General features: G+C 38.9%; 20 protein-coding genes. 18 read left to right on the top strand and 2 right to left on the bottom strand.

All coding sequences use genetic code 11. The annotated features are described in order from the left end of the window. Positions 1-91: 91 nt before the first annotated feature. The 12 genes from cysK to holA all read left to right on the top strand — a co-directional run bounded on the left by cysK (position 92) and on the right by holA (position 11,071). Positions 92-1,021: a cysteine synthase A gene (gene cysK / locus GVV22_RS02805; RefSeq protein WP_159648651.1), complete on the top strand. Its 930-nt coding sequence runs from the start codon at positions 92-94 to the stop codon at positions 1,019-1,021. 54 nt (positions 1,022-1,075) lie between these two features. After that, positions 1,076-1,696 (top strand): TrkA C-terminal domain-containing protein, encoded by a 621-nt coding sequence (locus tag GVV22_RS02800; RefSeq protein ID WP_159648650.1) that lies wholly within the window; start codon positions 1,076-1,078, stop codon positions 1,694-1,696. A 258-nt stretch (positions 1,697-1,954) separates the two neighbouring features. Beyond that, the gene (gene alaS / locus GVV22_RS02795) at positions 1,955-4,573 is read left to right on the top strand and encodes an alanine--tRNA ligase (RefSeq protein WP_159648649.1); all 2,619 of its coding nucleotides are present in this window, start codon (positions 1,955-1,957) and stop codon (positions 4,571-4,573) included. Between the two features lie 46 nt (positions 4,574-4,619). After that, positions 4,620-4,880, top strand: coding sequence for an IreB family regulatory phosphoprotein (locus GVV22_RS02790; RefSeq protein WP_159638146.1), 261 nt, complete (start codon positions 4,620-4,622; stop codon positions 4,878-4,880). Next, positions 4,880-5,314 carry a Holliday junction resolvase RuvX gene (gene ruvX, locus GVV22_RS02785; RefSeq protein ID WP_159638148.1) on the top strand — a complete coding sequence of 145 codons (435 nt, stop codon included), beginning with the start codon at positions 4,880-4,882 and terminating at the stop codon, positions 5,312-5,314. The genes GVV22_RS02790 and ruvX overlap by 1 nt, the downstream gene beginning before the upstream one ends. A gap of 1 nt (position 5,315) precedes the next feature. After that, a complete protein-coding gene (locus GVV22_RS02780; protein WP_159648648.1) occupies positions 5,316-5,654 on the top strand; it encodes a DUF1292 domain-containing protein in 339 nt (112 codons plus the stop codon). Further along, complete coding sequence (gene mltG / locus GVV22_RS02775; protein WP_159648647.1) at positions 5,644-6,705, top strand: endolytic transglycosylase MltG; 1,062 nt, start codon at positions 5,644-5,646, stop codon at positions 6,703-6,705. The genes GVV22_RS02780 and mltG overlap by 11 nt, the downstream gene beginning before the upstream one ends. An 8-nt stretch (positions 6,706-6,713) precedes the next feature. Next, positions 6,714-7,343, top strand: coding sequence for a uridine kinase (gene udk / locus GVV22_RS02770; protein WP_159638154.1), 630 nt, complete (start codon positions 6,714-6,716; stop codon positions 7,341-7,343). A gap of 22 nt (positions 7,344-7,365) precedes the next feature. Continuing rightward, positions 7,366-7,836: a transcription elongation factor GreA gene (gene greA, locus GVV22_RS02765; protein ID WP_159648646.1), complete on the top strand. Its 471-nt coding sequence runs from the start codon at positions 7,366-7,368 to the stop codon at positions 7,834-7,836. A gap of 45 nt (positions 7,837-7,881) precedes the next feature. Then, on the top strand, positions 7,882-8,355 hold the full coding sequence (locus GVV22_RS02760; protein WP_159648645.1) for a ComEA family DNA-binding protein: 474 nt from the start codon (positions 7,882-7,884) through the stop codon (positions 8,353-8,355). Between the two features lie 161 nt (positions 8,356-8,516). After that, the gene (locus GVV22_RS02755) at positions 8,517-10,139 is read left to right on the top strand and encodes a ComEC/Rec2 family competence protein (protein WP_159648644.1); all 1,623 of its coding nucleotides are present in this window, start codon (positions 8,517-8,519) and stop codon (positions 10,137-10,139) included. After that, positions 10,133-11,071 carry a DNA polymerase III subunit delta gene (gene holA, locus GVV22_RS02750; protein ID WP_159648643.1) on the top strand — a complete coding sequence of 313 codons (939 nt, stop codon included), beginning with the start codon at positions 10,133-10,135 and terminating at the stop codon, positions 11,069-11,071. Before GVV22_RS02755 ends, holA begins: the two co-directional genes overlap by 7 nt. Positions 11,072-11,122: 51 nt before the next feature. On the opposite strand, the gene rpsT is transcribed toward holA, so the two are convergent. After that, a complete protein-coding gene (gene rpsT, locus GVV22_RS02745) occupies positions 11,123-11,383 on the bottom strand; it encodes a 30S ribosomal protein S20 (protein WP_159648642.1) in 261 nt (86 codons plus the stop codon). Between the two features lie 124 nt (positions 11,384-11,507). On the opposite strand from rpsT, the gene fmt reads away from it, so the two are divergent. The 5 genes from fmt to hemW are packed head-to-tail and all read left to right on the top strand — an operon-like array spanning position 11,508 to position 16,091. Further along, positions 11,508-12,434 carry a methionyl-tRNA formyltransferase gene (gene fmt / locus GVV22_RS02740; protein WP_159648641.1) on the top strand — a complete coding sequence of 309 codons (927 nt, stop codon included), beginning with the start codon at positions 11,508-11,510 and terminating at the stop codon, positions 12,432-12,434. Next, a complete protein-coding gene (locus GVV22_RS02735) occupies positions 12,431-12,949 on the top strand; it encodes an ECF transporter S component (RefSeq protein WP_159648640.1) in 519 nt (172 codons plus the stop codon). The genes fmt and GVV22_RS02735 overlap by 4 nt, the downstream gene beginning before the upstream one ends. Beyond that, a complete protein-coding gene (gene lepA, locus GVV22_RS02730; protein ID WP_159648639.1) occupies positions 12,946-14,748 on the top strand; it encodes a translation elongation factor 4 in 1,803 nt (600 codons plus the stop codon). The genes GVV22_RS02735 and lepA overlap by 4 nt, the downstream gene beginning before the upstream one ends. Beyond that, positions 14,741-15,001 carry a MazG nucleotide pyrophosphohydrolase domain-containing protein gene (locus tag GVV22_RS02725; protein WP_236261790.1) on the top strand — a complete coding sequence of 87 codons (261 nt, stop codon included), beginning with the start codon at positions 14,741-14,743 and terminating at the stop codon, positions 14,999-15,001. The genes lepA and GVV22_RS02725 overlap by 8 nt, the downstream gene beginning before the upstream one ends. Then, positions 14,991-16,091 (top strand): radical SAM family heme chaperone HemW, encoded by a 1,101-nt coding sequence (gene hemW, locus GVV22_RS02720; protein WP_159648637.1) that lies wholly within the window; start codon positions 14,991-14,993, stop codon positions 16,089-16,091. The genes GVV22_RS02725 and hemW overlap by 11 nt, the downstream gene beginning before the upstream one ends. Positions 16,092-16,173: 82 nt before the next feature. Here the strand turns inward: hemW and GVV22_RS02715 are convergent, their stop codons facing one another. Next, positions 16,174-17,025 (bottom strand): NAD(P)-dependent oxidoreductase, encoded by an 852-nt coding sequence (locus GVV22_RS02715; RefSeq protein ID WP_159648636.1) that lies wholly within the window; start codon positions 17,023-17,025, stop codon positions 16,174-16,176. Positions 17,026-17,112: 87 nt separating this feature from the next. Here GVV22_RS02715 and GVV22_RS02710 point away from each other — a divergent pair, with 87 nt between their 5' ends. Then, positions 17,113-18,099: a LacI family DNA-binding transcriptional regulator gene (locus GVV22_RS02710; RefSeq protein ID WP_159648635.1), complete on the top strand. Its 987-nt coding sequence runs from the start codon at positions 17,113-17,115 to the stop codon at positions 18,097-18,099. Positions 18,100-18,111 lie beyond the last annotated feature (12 nt).

The raw sequence follows: 18,111 nt of genomic DNA, 5'->3' as shown, positions 1-18,111 counted from the left end.
TGTCAATCATTCTAACCATTTCAGTTTACGAACGGATAATCGTTGTGATATACTTAAAACATAGTTAACATATCGAAAAGGTGGGTTTAAAATGAAAATCTATAAGAACATTCGCGAATTAATCGGAAATACACCACTGATTGCACTTGAAAATATTTCTAAAACAGAAGGTGCAGTTGCTGATGTTTATGCAAAGGTTGAATATTTCAATCCGAGTGGCAGTGTAAAAGATCGAGCAGCATTGGGAATGCTTACTAAAGCATTTGAAGAGGGTGTTATCAATAAAGATACTGTCATCATCGAACCAACAAGTGGTAACACAGGAATCGGGCTTGCTTCAATTGGAGCATCATTAGGTATGAAAGTAATTCTTACAATGCCTGAAACGATGAGTGTTGAACGCCGTAATCTTCTAAAAGCGTACGGTGCAGAAGTAGTATTAACTGAAGGTCCGCTGGGGATGAAAGGTGCGATTGCGAAGGCGGAAGAGCTCAAAGAATCGCACGATAATGCATTTATCCCATCACAATTTGAAAACTACTCCAATGCAGAAATGCATTACAAAACAACAGGTCCAGAAATCTTCAATGATACCGATGGAAATGTCGACATTCTCGTTGCTGGAATTGGAACCGGTGGTACGATTACCGGAACTGGTAAGTTCCTTAAAGAAAAGAAATCGGACATCAAAATTGTGGCAGTAGAGCCGGCAAGTTCGGCGGTATTAAGTGGTGAAAGTCCATCGCCTCATAAAATTCAAGGAATTGGTGCTGGATTTGTACCTGGTATTCTAGATACCAAAATCTATGATTCAATATCCAAAGTTACTGATGATGAAGCAATTATAATGGGACGTCGTTTAGCACGCGAAGAAGGGCTTCTAGTTGGGGTTTCTTCAGGAGCAGCCGTCAGTGCAGCAATGAAACTTGCAGTACTCCCTGAAAACGAAGGAAAGACAATCGTAGTCGTCTTACCAGATACGGGAGAACGTTACCTCTCAACGCCAATGTTTGCAGAGTAAGAACTGTTAATAACAGTTCTTTTTTGATATATTAGTAGAAGAAGAGGTGACCGAATGAAAGATATGAAGAAACAACCACGCTATCAACAAATTGCAATGGATATTGCTGCCCGGATAGCGCGTAATGATTTTGAAGAGGGGCAACGAATATCTGGACGTTCGGTACTATCTAGCGAATATGCAGTATCACCAGAGACAATTCGAAGAGCAATCAATTTGCTTGAAGAGGAGAATGTCGTTGAAGTAGCGCCCAATTACGGTGTCATCGTTGGTACAAAAGTACAGGCGCTTGCCTACTTAGATGGTAATGCATCGGTAAATGATGCGACGGCATTAAAACATAAACTGGCATCTCTCATGGACAGACGTCATGAACTCGATACAGAAATCAACAACGTGATTCAAGAAATCATGGATATCTCAAGTCGTTTTGCGTCATCGGACCCCCTAAGACGGTTTGAGTACAACATTGATCCTTCCTCAAAGCTCGTTGGTAAAAGTATACGCAGTTCGTCATTTTATCAAATTACGAATATGACAATCATAGCAATTAATCGTCGCGGAGCAATGATGTTATCACCAGGACCAGATGCAGTTTTTGAAGCACAAGATGTTCTTGTGGTTGTTGGACATATTCAAGATGTGATTAAGGTTGAAATGTTAGTGCAAGGCTAGGCATAGCCTTTTTTTTGTGATAAAATCAAAGGGAAAATCGTACCAAAGATATACTTGTATTAAATTCTTCTTAAGAGAGAGATGGGTTGGTGAAACATCTTGTGGAATTAGTAAAAGTGCTCCTTTGACAGATGGGTCGCGTACCCCGTAGTGTTTGCGTTAAAAACATTGAGGTGTATACGACTAGTATAAATCAGGATGGTACCGCGTGAAAACGTTCCTGTTGGGGATGTTTTTTTTATATTCAGGAGGAAGAAAATGAAACAACTAACAAGTCAACAAATACGGACAATGTTCTTGGAGTTCTTTGAATCAAAGAACCACATGATTGAGCCTGGAGCACCCCTTGTTCCAATCAATGATGATACATTGCTATGGATTAACTCAGGGGTAGCAGCTTTAAAACGCTACTTTGATGGTTCTGTAAAACCACAAAATCCGCGTATTACAAATATTCAAAAGTCCCTACGTACAAATGATATCGACAATGTCGGACGTACTGCACGTCACCACACATTCTTTGAAATGATGGGGAACTTTTCCATTGGAGATTATTTCAAAAAAGAAGCAATTGCATATGCATATGAATTCTTGTTTTCTGACCAATGGTTAGGACTCGATGTGAATAAAGCATACTTTAGTGTACATACGCTTGACGATGATGCGTACAACTACTGGGTAAATGACCACGGTGTTGATCCTGCTCGAATCTTACGTACTGATGATAATTATTGGATGATTGGAAATGGTCCAAGTGGTCCTAATAGTGAAATTTTCTATGATCGTGGTGAAAAATACGATCCTGAAAACATTGGGGAAAAGCTCTTTTTTGAAGATTTGGAAAATGATCGTTATGTCGAGGTATGGAACGTAGTGTTCTCGCAATTTGATGCTGTAGAAGGTCAACCCATTGAGACGTTTAAAGAATTACCTCAGAAAAATATTGATACTGGAATGGGGTTTGAACGACTTGTAAGTATTGTTCAAGAAACAGATACTAACTTTGAAACAGATCTTTTCCAACCACTATTATTAGCAATTTCGAATTTGACAGAGATCAAATACGAAGAGAATGTAATGGCATATCGCGTCGTTGCAGATCATATTCGTTCATTGGTCTTTACACTTGCTGATGGCGCACTATTTTCCAATGAAGGTCGTGGTTATGTTCTTCGACGTCTCTTACGTCGTGCAGTTCGTTTCGGGAAAGTTCTCAATATCGAGGGTTTGTTCTTAAGCGAATTGGTTGATGTTGTGGTAGATACCATGAAACCCGCATATCCATATCTCACAGATCGTCAAGAAATGATCAAAGAATTAATTCTTAACGAAGAAAAACGTTTTGCAAAAACATTGAGTGGTGGTGAAAAATTACTACTTGATACGATTGAACATCTCGAAGATGACAAATTACCTGGTGCTGTAGCTTTCAAACTCTACGACACATATGGATTCCCAATTGAGTTAACGCAAGAAATTGCGCAAGAGCACCATATTGAAGTTGATTTGGATGGATTTAGAGTGAGTCTTGAAGCACAACGTGAACTCGCACGTTCAAGTCGAACAAAATCTGAGTCAATGGGTTCTCAACAAGAAGACATCATGAATTTCAAAGAATCCAGCGAATTCTTATATGATGATCTCGAAACACAGGCAAAAGTGATTGGATTGTTTGTTGATGGTAAACAAGTGACATCCTTCGAAGGAAAAGGGCATGTAATCTTTGATAAGACTGTATTCTATGCTGAAAGTGGTGGCCAAGTTGCAGATACTGGAGTACTCACTTCAGACACAGTTCAGGGTCGTGTATTGGACGTTAAACGCGCTAATGGCGGGCAGAACCTACATTTTGTAAATATTGAAGGAACGCTTGAAGTTGGGCAGGTTCTAACCTTAAAGGTTGACCGCGAACGACGCATCTTAATTCGCAAAAATCATTCCGCAGTTCACTTATTACAAGCTGCGTTGCGTGACATTGTTGGAGATCACGTTACACAAGCGGGATCTTATGTTGATGATCAATACTTCCGTTTTGATTTTACACATTTTGACAAACTTACAAATGCGCAGCATAAACAAATCGAAGACCAACTCAATGCATGGATTGCTGCATCCCTTCCGATCATTACAGAGGAGAAACCACTTGAAGAAGCGAAAGCAATGGGGGCGATGGCGCTCTTCTCAGAAAACTATGGTGATGTTGTGCGTGTCGTTTCGATGGGGGATGTTTCAATTGAACTATGTGGAGGAACACATGCAACAGGAACTGGAGAAATCGGTCTATTTAAACTTATTTCCGAAGAAAGTGTTGGTTCAGGGGTTCGTCGTATAACAGGTAAAACAAGTAAAGGTGCATTGGAAGCATATCAAGCTTACGAACAAGAAGTGTCTGATTTGCGTGATACTTTACACCTAACACCGCAAAAAACACTGAAAATGAGAATTGATGAGATGGTTGAAGAAATGAAAGACCTTGAAGGAAAATACGCAGCAATGATCTCAGAAATTATTGCAGTTCAAGCTCAAAACCACATTGCGAGTGCACTGAGAAACGAAGCTGGACTATCCTTCTCGTGGATTGAATTAGAAGATCAAGATGTTGACTTCGTGAAAGATATGGTCGAACGTGTCCGAAATAGTGTTGATATTGTTGTTGCAGTAAACAAGAAAGAATCATCACTCGTATTTGTTGCTGGAGCAAGCGAAAATGCAATTAAAGCAGGGTTCAAGGCTGGTGATTTAGCAAAACTTGCCGCTGTCACAACTGGCGGAAACGGTGGGGGTCGTCCAAACTTCGCACAAGCTGGGGGTAAAGATTTAAGCAAACTCAGTGATGCGAAAGGCGAAATCTACAATAAAGTAGGGATTATCCTTTAATTTTTCACACTGATACGATAAAATAGAAACAAAGGATGTGATACAAATGTCTAAAGATAATGTAGCAGAAACAATGGCTTATAATTCTGAAGTAGTTCGTCAAGCAAGAATTAAAGAAATTGTTAAAGAAGTAAAAGAGGCTCTTGACGACCGCGGCTATCAAGCTGTCAGTCAGATATCCGGTTATTTAATCTCAAATGATCCCGCTTATATTTCTTCACACAAAAACGCACGAAATACAATTCAAGAGGTCGAACGTTATGAAATCATTGAAGAACTCGTGCGTTTCTATCTCGAGGAGAAATAATGCTCGGAAAAGCATTAGGATTAGATTTTGGTTCTAAAACATGTGGGGTTGCAATGTCGGATGCGTTAGGAATGTACGCGCACCCAGTTGCAACGCTCTATTATAAAGAGTCTATAGACGAACTTAAGGCTCCGCTAGAGGAACTAATTACAAAAGAACGCATTAAAAATATTGCCCTTGGTTACCCCAAAATGATGAACAATGATGTTGGGGACCGTGCGCAATTATCAGAAGATTTTAAAAACACATTAGAAACTTGGTTTAATGTTAAGGTTACGCTTGTGGACGAACGGCTCACAAGTGTTGCGGCAAACCGCGTCCTTATTGACCAAGACATGTCACGTAAAAAAAGAAAACAAGTAGTCGATCAGTTGGCTGCAGTTCAAATTTTGCAGTCATACCTTGATAGACAACGATTCCTGGAGGGAAAATAAAATGAATACAGATGAAAAAACAATCATCGTCATCAATGATGACGGAACAGAACAAGCAATGGATATCCTTTTCACATTCGAAGATGATACATTTAAAAAATCATATGTCCTTTACATTAACCCAGAAGATGAGTCAGGTGAGGTATTTGTGTCTAGCTATACACCCGAGGGTGAATTAGAAAGCATTACTGACGAAAAAGAATGGGAAATGATTGAAGAAGTATTCAATGCATTTATCATTAAGCATGAAGAAGGACATGATCACGATCATGACCACGACCACGACCACGATCATCATCACGATCATGACCATGACCATGATCACAGTCATGAACACTAGGTCAAAAACAGCAATTAAAGTAATAGCAGCCGTTGTAAGTTTACTTGTAGCGGCTGGTGTTATGTTCGCTGTTCTCTACAACATCAATACCAAACCTGTGGCATCATCCACTGATCCAGTATTATTCCAAATAAAAGAAGGAGAATTTCAAAAAGAAGTTCTCGGTAATTTAGAAGAGCAAGGAATCATCAAATCATCATTCTTTGCGAATATTCAAGCGAAAGTGTCTGGTTATGGCGATACATTCCAAGGAAACTTTGAACTTGATAAAGCATGGAGTACTAAAGAAATTCTCGAATACCTAAGCGACGAAACCAACGCTGCCCCTGACGAAGTAAATATTATGCTCGTTGAAGGTAGTTGGGCGAAAGATATGGCAAAGAAAATTTCGCAACATACTACAGCATCTCAAGATAAATTACTTGAATTATGGAATGATAAAGAATATATTGCGCGTTTAATGGAATACTATGAGGTGCTACCTGTAGAATTACTGAACAATAAAGATGCGCGTGTTTTATTAGAAGGATATTTGTATCCAAATACCTATACATTTAATATCGAAGCGAGTGAGAAAGAAATAACAGAGTTACTCGTTGCAAATGCAGATCTTCAGTATCAAAAATATAAAGACCGCATCGAAAAAACTGGGCTCACACCATATCAGCTCACAACCCTTGCATCGATTGTTGAATACGAAGCAAGTACTGAAGAAGATATGCGAATGGTCGCGGGTGTCTTCATGAACCGCTTGAAGCAAGATATTAAGTTAGAATCAAGTGTTACCGTGTGTTATGCACTCTATGATTTTAAAAATTGGGAAGATTGTGAATCAGAACAGCCAGACTCACCTTACAACACGTACTTGAACCATGGATTGCCACCTGGGCCAATTCTAAATCCATCAATCAAAGCTATTGAAGCAACATTAGATTATGCTGAACATGACTATATCTTCTTTATCGCAGATGTTCATGGAGATGGAAAAGTACATTACCAAAAAACATATGAAGAGCATGAAGTCGTTCGTAAGGAACTATTAGGATATTAGGAGGAAATATGGACCCAATTGTTATTGGAATTGCCGGAGGAAGTGCATCTGGAAAATCTAGTATCGCAAAGAAATTAAAAGAATGTTACAAAGAAACAAATAGCGTCGCAATTATCCGTATGGACGATTATTATAATGATCAAACGGATGTTCCGATGGAACAACGTTTAAATACTAATTATGATCATCCGTTCGCATTTGATATGGAATTACTTGTTAGTGATATTCAAAAACTTAAGAATCGAGAAGCCATTAAAAAGCCCGTGTATGATTTTATGAATCATACCCGCAGTCAATTTTATGAGGACTTGATGCCAAGTGATGTTATTGTTGTTGAAGGTCTTATGACCCTGGACAATGATAGCTTACGTGAAATGTTAGACATTAAAGTGTTTGTCGATACAGAAGCAGATGTTCGTTTTATTAGACGATTGAAACGGGATGTAAATCAACGTGGCCGTGAAATGGATCACGTCATCGAACAGTATGTAAGTACAGTTCGTGTGATGCATGATCAATTTGTCGAGCCATCAAAACGCCATGCAGATATTATTATTCCTGAGGGAGCTCATAATACTGTGGCTATTGATTTGTTAACAACCAAAATAAGTAGTATCATAAATAGTAGTGTGTTATAATTCAAAAACAAGGAGTGATAATATGACAGAAAGAATTCCAGTAACTCAGGAAGGTCTTGATGAGCTGAATCGCGAACTTCGTCATTTAATTGAAGTAGAACGACCAGAAGTAATTGAAGACTTAAAAGCAGCACGCGCTCAAGGTGACTTGTCCGAGAATGCTGACTATGATGCAGCTCGTGACCGTCAGGCACGCGTTGAAGCACGCGTCCGCGAACTTGAAGCAACCATTTCGAAAGTCGAAATTATTGACACATCAAGTAAGAAAAAACATAAAACAGTAAGCTTAGGAGCGACTGTAACAATTTTGGATATGGGTATTGACGAAGAAGAGACATTTAATATCGTTGGATCTGTTGAAGCTGATCCAGAAAACGGTAAAATTTCCAACGTTTCACCACTTGCACAAGCAATGCTTGAGGCAGTTGAAGGGGATGTTGTTGAAGTTAATGTTGAAGAACCTTACCAAGTTAAAATTTTAAAGATTAAATAATTAGGATATGTTGCATTACGTACGCACTTAGAAATAGGTGATAGTATGCAACGTATTCTTTTTTTTATTGTTTTAGGTGCAATTGTAGGAACGGGTATTTGGAATGTTTTAGATATAAAGCGAATGCAATCAGTAAGTCATGAAGAAATTCAGGTAACTGTGATTTATAATGAAAAAGCCTTTCCTATTAAAATGGAACCTTATGCGACAATGCGCGAATTGCTGACTAAGGTAGAACTAGGGAACGATGTTGACCTCCAAAAGCTAAATCCGGAAAGAATCCTGAGTCATCGAGATGTCATTTCTATACCAATCAAACAGCAACATGCCTTAGTTTCAATTAATCATGCAAATGCATTAGAACTCGAAGCATTACCAGGGGTTGGTCCCAAAATGGCGTTAGATATTATTGACTATCGTGATCAATTTGGTCTCTTTCAAACCTTAGAATCGTTAAAATCAGTAAAAGGAATGGGGCCTAAGAAATTCGAGAAACTTCTTCCTTTTATCGGTTTATAACCTACTCACTAGTCGTATTATGCATCTTTGAGGGAGAAAAAACACTACAAATAATGTTAGCGATGCTTATTGTGATACCGATGTATCGAATCTACTCACATCGGTCATTGCTTTTCATAGCAATAGTTGGATTTTTTTTTCTATCTCGAAATTCACTAACTGTGATATCGCACGTCGCGGGTTATGTTGAACGTATTCAGCCTCACTCAATCACCATATATGATAACTATCAAGGGTATCGTGTTCTCGGATCCTATGATATCAGTCTTGGCGATATAGTTGAAGTTCAGGGGAATTTTGAATCGATACCGATAACCTCGGAACGCGTAGTTTATAATGTTAATCATGCCAAATTGTCGAAAACAGAAACTTCGGACGGCATACGATCGCAGATATGGAATCGTGTTAAGGACTCTCCCGTATTGCAGCATATACTCTACGGTGTCAATAGTGATGGTCATGATTGGCGTGTTCTTGTTTCGATGTATGTATCTGGCTTTTTACTGCTTGTTTACACATTTTTCCGTAGATGGATTGGGTCGTATCGTGCAGTGCAAATAAATCGATTTTTAAGTTGTGCCATCGCTTTCCTTTTTGGTTTTCGTTTAGCTACGGCGCGGTTGGCATTGAAATCATTCTTACCTATTCACGCTCAAATTATTTTAATCTTGACATTGTTTCCAAATAGTCTGTTAACTCCGACATTTATTATGTGTTATGGGGTAGATCTGATTCATGGGATAGGCAGGCATTGGGAACGACTTTTGCCGAAGCTCGTGCGCTTCATATTCTATCAGTCTCTATTTTATCGTAACAATGTGATTGAACACTTATGTTATCGATGGATTCGTTATGTTTATGGGCTTGTTTATGCTTGTGCCATTCTGGCACTTTTCTGTCCGGAAACTGAGAATATTGCTCTTTCGCTCATGAATGCAATTGATGCGATTTTAAATAGTGCGTTTACGAACCGTTTCAGTATTGTTGGTGAGTTGCATGGAATGCTTGCTATTGGTTTGATCCTTTTGTATCGAAAAATGAGTCATAAGCAATTCGGTTATACGTTGCTGCTTGTCTCTATATTCATTGTATATAATCCATTTTATCGAGTTACGTTCATCGATGTAGGGCAAGGGGATGCCACTTTAGTCCAGTACCCTTTCAATAGTCACACGACGCTAATCGATACCGGAAAAGAGTCGGCTAAATATAAATTGCTTAAAGCACTAATGCGTCAGGGTGTCGTTAAAATTGACCAACCTGTTATAACGCATTCGGATACTGATCATAATGGAAATCAAGCATTCATAGAGCAGAGGTTCCATCTTAAAGCAATAACGAGCAAATTAGAGCCAGTGGTCTTAGCTGATACTGTCTTGGATAATCAATCATTTCCTGAAGGTAACGAAAATTCTCGAATTTTGGTTCTACCGTACAATGTTCTAATCACAGGTGACGCTTATCAATCGCAAGAGGAGATTATGGCAAAAAATCATCTGATTGGTTGCTTGAGTGTATTAAAACTGGGCCATCATGGCTCAAAGACCTCAACATCTGACGCATTGCTAGATACAACCCGGCCTAAATACGTAGTTATTAGTTCCAAAAAATCAACATATGGTCATCCACATCAGCAAGTATTAAGAAAGCTACATAATCGGCGTATTCCTTACTTGCATACAGAAACACATGGAGATATAACAATCTATATCAATTCTATTTTTCATGTAGTACTTACAAAGAAACATACATTTGATATAATAGAACCGGTGATAAAATGTTAGATGTAATCTACGGTACTGACCGATTTCAAATTCAGGAACACATAAAACGTATTGAAAATGAACATCGTGGACAGCATGGTGATTTTGATCTTGTTAAAATTGATATGGCATCTAAAGAGTTTCATATCGACCAGCTCGAAGAAGCGGTCATGACGTTCTCGCTCTTTGGTGGGAACAAACTCGTTATTTTTTCATATCGAGATAAAGAACAAAAAAAAGCTCCAGAAGCAGAGCTAATACAGCTTTTGGAACGATCCTCTCTAGAAGTCAGAATCCTCATAATTTTCGATAAAAAGCCACTTGCTAAAACAAAAATTAAAAAATTCTTAGATAAGCATGCGCAGAACCATATTCTTGACACTGTCGATGTTGGACTTGTCAATCAACGTATCCGGGATGTGATTAAATCTCAAAATATTCAAATTCAAGAAGCGGCAATTCAACTGCTAGTGCAACGTATTGAGAATGACCTTGTACAACTTGAATCAGAGCTCGCTAAGCTTAGTGTATTGGGGCGTCCCATCACAAAAGAGGATGTCAATATTTTAGTCTCTCGTCCCTTTGAAAGTGAAATGTTTAAATTATCGAATGCAATTTTAGATCGCAATGTTACTGAGGCATTCGCGCTCTATCAAGATTTTCTCGAATTAAAAATGGATCCACTATCACTCATTGGCCTTGTTGCATTCAGTCTTCGACGCATTTATCAAGTGAGCGCACTCTACGAAGCCCATTTAATGGCAAATACCATCAGTGAGATTCTAGAAATATCTTCAAAACAAGCAGCTTTTTTAGTTAGAAATCAAATCCGCGATTCGCAAAGTGTTCTAATGTTGCTTAATATGCTTGCCGAAATTGACCAAAACGTTAAATCAGGGAAAATTGACCAATACATAGCATTCGAACTATTCTTGTTACAAATTAAACAATAGACAAACAAAAAGCCGATCTAACGGCTTTTGTTTGTCTATAAATACTATAAGCTAGATAGTATTGATGAGTTTTGCAAGTGTCGATTTTTGACGGCTTACGTAGTTTGGATGATGGATATTACTTGTAATTGATTTATCAAGTAATTCGTTTGCACGGTTGAAATATGCAACCGCATCGTCTTTGCGTCCTTCTTCAACAGCAACACGAAGATTTGACATTGTAGTACGTAATGACGACTTTTGACGTTTGTTAGCTGCTGTAGCTTTACGTGTCGTCAACACTCGTTTCTTTTGACTTTCAATTTGTGGCATAAACACACCTCCTATATGAATTAATCATAGCATTTTTAGAAACATAGAAAGTGATAATCCATTGAAAGATATAACTTTTAACTTAGTCACAAAGCATGCTATAATAGCCCTAGGATGTGATAAAATGCGAGTAATATTTATGGGGACGACCCCTTTTTCATGTGTAGTGCTTCAACAACTACTTGATGACAACTACGATGTTGTCGCTGTTGTGACACAACCCGATCGCCCGTTTGGACGAAAACGTGAGCTAAAAGCCTCACCAATCAAAGAATTAGCAATCGCAAATAACATTGATGTTTTACAACCTGAACGTATACGAAGTGATTTTCAAGCTGTTTTAGATTATGAACCAGATTTAATCATAACCTGTGCTTATGGTCAAATTGTACCAAAGGTAATTCTGGATTATCCGAAATATAAATGTCTGAATGTCCATGCATCATTACTGCCAAAATACCGTGGTGGTGCACCGATACATTGGTCGATTATTCGAGGGGAAGAAGAGACTGGTGTAACACTTATGCTTATGGATGTTGGAATGGATAGTGGTGATATGTTAACATCGCGTGCTGTTCCAATTGAAGCAGATGATACAATGGGCCATGTTGAGGCAAAACTGATGGAAGTATCCAAAGATTTAATTCATATCGACTTGAAACGTTACCTTCATGGAGAGCTTGAGTTTATCCCTCAAGATGCGGATCGTGTAACATTAGCGTACACGATTCAACGAGATGATGAATTTGTTAGTTTCAACAGACCGGTTCAGGACGTTTATAACCATATAAGAGGACTCATTCCATGGCCTGTTGGTTATGGCGTATTCGAAGGAAATACTGTAAAATTTCACGACGTTAGTGTCGAATACAACGCACCTCATGCTAACCCTGGAACCATTCTTGAGGTAAGTGAGCGTGGTGTTCGTATTGCCTGCATTGATGGAAGTGTCGTTATTCATAAAATTCAACCGGCAGGAAAACCTGCAATTTCAGCAAAAGATTTTGCGAACGGCATTGGCCGTACATGGAAAGGTAGAACATTTGAATGAACGAAAAATATGAAATCAAAAGAACTCAACTCTTAACACTTATTGCGCTTACGACAGCAGTAATTACTACAACTACGATGATTGTTAAAATCCCAGTGCCGCTTTACGGCTACATGAACTTGGGAGATGCAATGATTATGTTATCCGTAATATTACTACCAGTTCGCGGTGCTTTATTTGCGGCAGGGGTTGGATCTGCAATTGCAGATATCTTTTTAGGATATCCCCAATATGCGTTGTTCACATTATTCATTAAGGCGTTTGAAGTTGTGATAATCTTACTACTCAAACGATTCCTAACCACTAAGAAATACGCAGTTCCATTTTTTGCTGCTGGATTAGTCATGGCATTATCGTATGGAATTGTCGATGCAGTTATTTATCAAAGCCTCGAAGCGGGCATAGCTTCACTAACAATGAACATTCCCCAGGGGCTGATTTCAGCTGGCTTGGCGACGGTTCTGTATCCAAAGTTTAGTAAACTAATTGGGCATATAAGGAGTCTCGATTCATGAATCAAAAAAACATAAGAAACTTCTCAATTATTGCGCATATCGACCATGGGAAATCAACTCTGGCTGACCGTATTTTAGAGAAAACACAAACTGTTGCAACACGCGACATGCAAGAACAATTACTCGACCAACTCGATTTAGAGCGTGAGCGTGGAATAACAATTAAATTAAACTCAGTTCAACTGAGCTATACAGCAAATGATGGGGAAGAGTATATCTTCCACCTCATTGATACACCGGGGCACGTTGACTTTACCTATGAAGTTTCTCGATCACTGGCTGCGTGCGAGGGTGCAATTCTTGTTGTTGATGCAACACAGGGTATTCAAGCTCAAACATTAGCTAATGCGTACCTTGCAATTGAAAATGATTTAGAAATTATGGTCGTTATCAATAAAGTTGATTTGCCATCCGCAGATCCAGAGCGTGTTAAAAAAGAAATTGAAGATGTCTTAGGCATTGATGCAAGTGATGCGCCATTAATCTCAGCAAAGACAGGTTTAAACATTGATCAAGTGTTAGAAGCAATCGTTGCTAAAATTCCAGCGCCACGCGGTGATCTGAATGCGCCGCTTAAGGCTTTAGTTTTTGATTCAATTTATGATACATACCGTGGCGTAATTGCGTATGTTCGAATTGAAGAAGGAAGCGTAAAAGTAGGCGATGAAATACGCTTTATGCAAACAGGCGCTGTCTTTGAAGTTACTGAATTGGGAATCCGAACGCCGAAAGAAGTGAAGAAAAAAGAACTTGTAACAGGGGAAGTAGGATGGATCGGAGCATCCATCAAATCGATTAAAGATGTTCAAGTAGGAGATACGATAACACTTGAGGAAAATCCTGCTGCTGAAGCACTTCCAGGATACCGTAAGTTAAACCCGATGGTTTACTGTGGTTTATATCCAATCGATAGCAAACGTTATACAGACATGCGTGAAGCACTTGAAAAAATGGCGCTTAACGATTCATCATTAGTTTTTGAACCGGAGACATCTCAAGCGTTAGGATTTGGGTTCCGATGTGGTTTTCTAGGCCTATTGCATATGGATGTCATTCAAGAGCGTTTAGAGCGCGAATATCAATTTGATTTGATTGCAACAGCACCATCAGTAGAATTCCATGTCTACTTAACAAATGGGGACATGATGAAAATCGAAAACCCATCCAAAATGCCAATCTCAAACGTAATTGAACGTGTTGAGGAACCATATGTTAAAGCTGAAATAATTGTACCGTCTGAATATGTAGGTTCCGTCATGGAGCTATGCCAAAGCAAACGTGGAATTTATGTCGATATGCAAGCACTAGATGCGACACGTATGAATATTATCTATCATATGCCACTTGTTGAAATTGTGTTCGATTTCTTTGATCGCCTTAAATCTTCAACTCGCGGATATGCATCTTTCGACTATGTATTCATTGGATATCAAGAATCAAAACTTGTGAAAATGGACATCTTACTAAATGGAGAGATTGTGGATGCTTTATCAACAATTGTACACCGTGATTTTGCCCATAATCGTGGTAAAGTAATTACAGAAAAACTGAAACAATTAATTCCAAGACAACAATTTGAAGTGCCCATTCAAGCAGCAATTAATCAAAAAATTATTGCCCGATCAACCATAAAAGCAGTTCGTAAAAACGTTATTGCGAAATGTTATGGTGGAGACATCACCCGTAAGAAGAAACTTCTTGAGAAACAAAAAGAAGGAAAGAAACGCATGAAGCAAGTCGGAAGTGTTGAAATTCCACAAGAAGCCTTTATGTCTGTTCTCTCGATGGATGATGAATAAAGTTCTTAAAGACATACAAAGGATGCGTGAGCACTTTGGTTGGGATCAAACAGATACGATTCCGTTTATGGTCGATTGCATACTTGAAGAAGGCCAAGAACTCAAAGATAGTCTTCAAGAATCGGAGGCTGCATTTGAAAAAGAACTTGCAGATGTCCTTATGTATGCATTATCAATTTGCATCGATAAGCAACTTGATGTCGAGACGATAATCAATGATAAAATCAAAGAGGTGATGCAACGTGAGTACTAAAGCATTGTATGTACATATTCCGTTCTGTGATCATATTTGCGGATATTGTGATTTTACGCGGTTTAAATATGGTCGTAAAATTTCCGATAACTTTATGATTCGCTTGATTCAACAAATCAATGCGCTACCCAATGGTTTAGAAACAATCTATGTTGGTGGTGGAACGCCGACATCGTTAGAGAATGATCAACTGGAGGCACTGCTTCAAGCATTGAAGCCTCATCTAGCAGAAAACTATGAGTGGACTTTTGAAGGCAACCCCGAAAATTTAACACTAGAAAATGTACAGATGTTGCATGACTATGGTGTAAACAGGATGAGTCTTGGGGTCCAAACTACCAATGATACTTTGTTAGAAGCGATTGGCCGACATCATAAATTCTATGATGTCGAAAAAGGGTTAAATCTCTTGCGTCAGGTTGGGATTCAAAATGTTTCATTGGATTTGATGTATGGACTACCAGGGCAAACAATCGAAAGTTTTAAGGAGTCAATGAAGGATGTCATTGCCTTGAATCCCGACCACGTTTCAATCTATGCCTTGACAGTTGAACCAAATTCACTATTCGGGCGTCGCGGCGTCAAACAGGTACCAATTGAACTCGAAACGGAAATGTTTCTTTTATGTATGGAAATCATGAAAGAAGCAGGTTTTGAACAGTATGAGATTTCAAACTTTGCGAAACCTGGCGCTCGTAGCCGTCACAATCAAGTGTATTGGCGTTATGAAGATTTTTATGCACTGGGCCCAGGATCAAGTATGAAAGTGGATGGTTATCGCCGTACATGGTCCGTTCGTCTCGCTGAGTATCTACAAAAAGATGCTTATAAAGAAGAAATTGAACTTTCACGTGAAGACGAATATTTTGAGTTTATGATGATGGGGTTACGAATGCGTGATGGCGTTACGTTTGCTCGATTTGAATCGCGTTTTGGCATCTCGATGTTTGATATTTTTAAAGACGCGATAGCTCAAGGTGTATCTGAATCGCTACTCATTGTTGAAAGTGATCGAATTGTTACCACAGATAATGGATTCATCATGCTTGACGATGTGCTTTTGCCATTCATGGATATTCTGAACGACTAACCACAGTTCACTTCAAAATCAGTAAAAAAAGTAGATTTGTCTTAAACAGATCTACTTTTTTCATACTTAGGCAATGACAGGCTTATCTTAAATCCATAAGATAGTAATCAATGATTGCTTGCGTTCCAAAATTATCATACCCATTTCGCGAAAGAATTTCATAGATTTCTGTAATTCCTTCAGTAATAGGGAGTCGTAAATCACCTTTCTCAGACATCACAAGTTTAAGGTCTTTCAAAAAGTGTTTTACATAAAATCCAGGTTCGAAATCCTTAACGATCATTTTCGGACCATTATTTGCACCTTGCCAAGAGTTTGCCGATCCCCCCGTAATAACTTGTAACATAGCATCAAGGTTTAACCCTTTAATTTCGGCATATCGCAGTGATTCCGCTGCACCGCCAATGGCTCCTGCGATGGCAACTTGATTTGCGAGTTTGGCATGTTGCCCACTACCCGCAGGCCCCATATAGGTAATTGTTTTACCCATGATTTCAAGTAACGGTTTAATTGTATTAAACACATCTTGATCAGCACCAACCATGATTGAGAGCGTTGCGTTGATTGCTCCTAAATCTCCGCCAGTGACTGGAGCATCCACAACTTTAAATCCTCGAGTCGCACCTTCTTCATACAATGCTTTTGCAAGTGAAGGGGATGATGTGGTCATATCGACAAGAATTGATTGTGGGTTAGCGTGATTCATTACTTCGTGAATCACAGCGTCGACATCGGTTGGATATCCAACGATTGAAAAAATAACATCGGCGTCGCGAACAACCGCTTCAATCGTTTTATGTGCTGTCACTTCGGGTTCTAAACGTTTAGCCTTTTCAAAAGTTCTATTGTAAACATGAACATCGTGACCTGCTTTCGCAAGGTGCTTCGCCATGGGAGCGCCCATAACACCAGTTCCAATCCAAGCAATTTTCATAACAATTACCTCCTGTTAATATTATAGCATTGATTTATGGTACCATTACAACATAGAATAAAGATAAAGACATTGAAAGGGATAACTATGAAAAAAGTGAGATTGAAAGATTTAGCTCAAATGGCAGGGGTATCGGAAACAACGGTATCACTTGTTTTAAACGGTAGACCGTCACGAATCTCGCAAGCAAAACGTGATGAAATTGAAACACTTGCTGCGTTGCACCATTATCGTGCAAACCACCTAGCACGTTCTTTATCGACTCAGACCACTCACACTATTGGTTTGATTGTTCCGGATATTGAGAACCCGTTCTTTGCGACCGTAGCCAAAGTCATTACCAATACTTTATCAAAAGAAGGATACATGGTTTTGATTGCGAATAGTGACGAATCTTTAGAGGCTGATAAACGGCTTATCAAAGAGCTGTTAGATCGTCAGGTTGATGGGCTTATCTTGTGCGTCTCGAATGAGAGTAACGCTTCTCAAGCTTTCTATGAAAAAGTTATTCAAAAAATTGATGTACCCTATGTATTGTTGGACCGGGGCTATCAAAATGTTGATGAGAACCAAGTTCTCTTTGATAGTTATTATGGAAGTTACATTGCAACCCAATATCTAATTGAAAAAGGTCATACTGGAATTGCATGTATTACCGGTAAGTTGGATACTTTCGTTGGAAGGCGCCGTTTCGAAGGTTATACGGCGGCAATGGCGGATGCGAACCTCCACGTTGATGAAACGATGATTTTTGAAGGGGATTTTCGATATAAAAGTGCCCAAGTTCACATCCCTCAAATAATTGCTAACGAGTCGATTACGGCTGTTTTTGCCTCCAATGATATTATGGCGTACGCACTTGTATCTGAGCTCTTGAAACAACAGGATCGTAGTATTGAAGTTGTTGGGTATGATAATCTTGAACTTTCAAATATGTTTGGTTATGTGATTGCTTCTGTCGCTCAGGACGTTGAAGCATTGGGGTCGCATGCTGTGAACATTTTATTTGAAGGAATAAAAAATAAAAAAAAGCTTCCGAACGTAGTTCTCAAGCCGTATTTGCATAAAGTCTAAAAGAACCTCAGG

The organism is Erysipelothrix aquatica (genome assembly GCF_009828825.1).
Classification (GTDB): Bacteria; Bacillota_I; Bacilli_A; order Erysipelotrichales; family Erysipelotrichaceae; genus Erysipelothrix; species Erysipelothrix aquatica_A.
Note: the sequence above shows the minus strand (reverse complement) of the source record. Positions and strands in the feature narration are given on the sequence as shown.